At 38.7% G+C, this 274-nt stretch carries 1 protein-coding gene; it reads left to right on the forward strand.

What is annotated here, in order from left to right:
* Positions 1-274, forward strand: a 274-nt coding sequence (locus F4W09_RS17030) for a transposase (protein WP_151505450.1), incomplete at both ends; no start/stop codon positions are given.

The raw sequence follows: 274 nt of genomic DNA on the forward strand, positions 1-274 counted from the left end.
GTATTACCTGTCTGTAAAAATCAGCGAATACAACGTCATAAGTCTTTATCGGCTATTGCAACACGTGGAAAAAGTTCAATGGGTTGGTTCTTTGGCTGTAAGCTGCATTTGCTGATGAATCAATCAGGTGGAATAGTAAATACGGTTTTATCCAATGGACATACAGCAGATATCAAAATGGTGGAGCAACTAGTCAAAGGAATGACTGCAAAATTGTATGCTGATCGCGGCTATATTAGTCATGAGCTTAAGAGCAGGCTTAAAGATCAAGATA

Origin of the sequence: Acinetobacter tandoii (assembly GCF_008867985.1) — a bacterium.
Lineage (GTDB): Bacteria > Pseudomonadota > Gammaproteobacteria > Pseudomonadales > Moraxellaceae > Acinetobacter > Acinetobacter tandoii.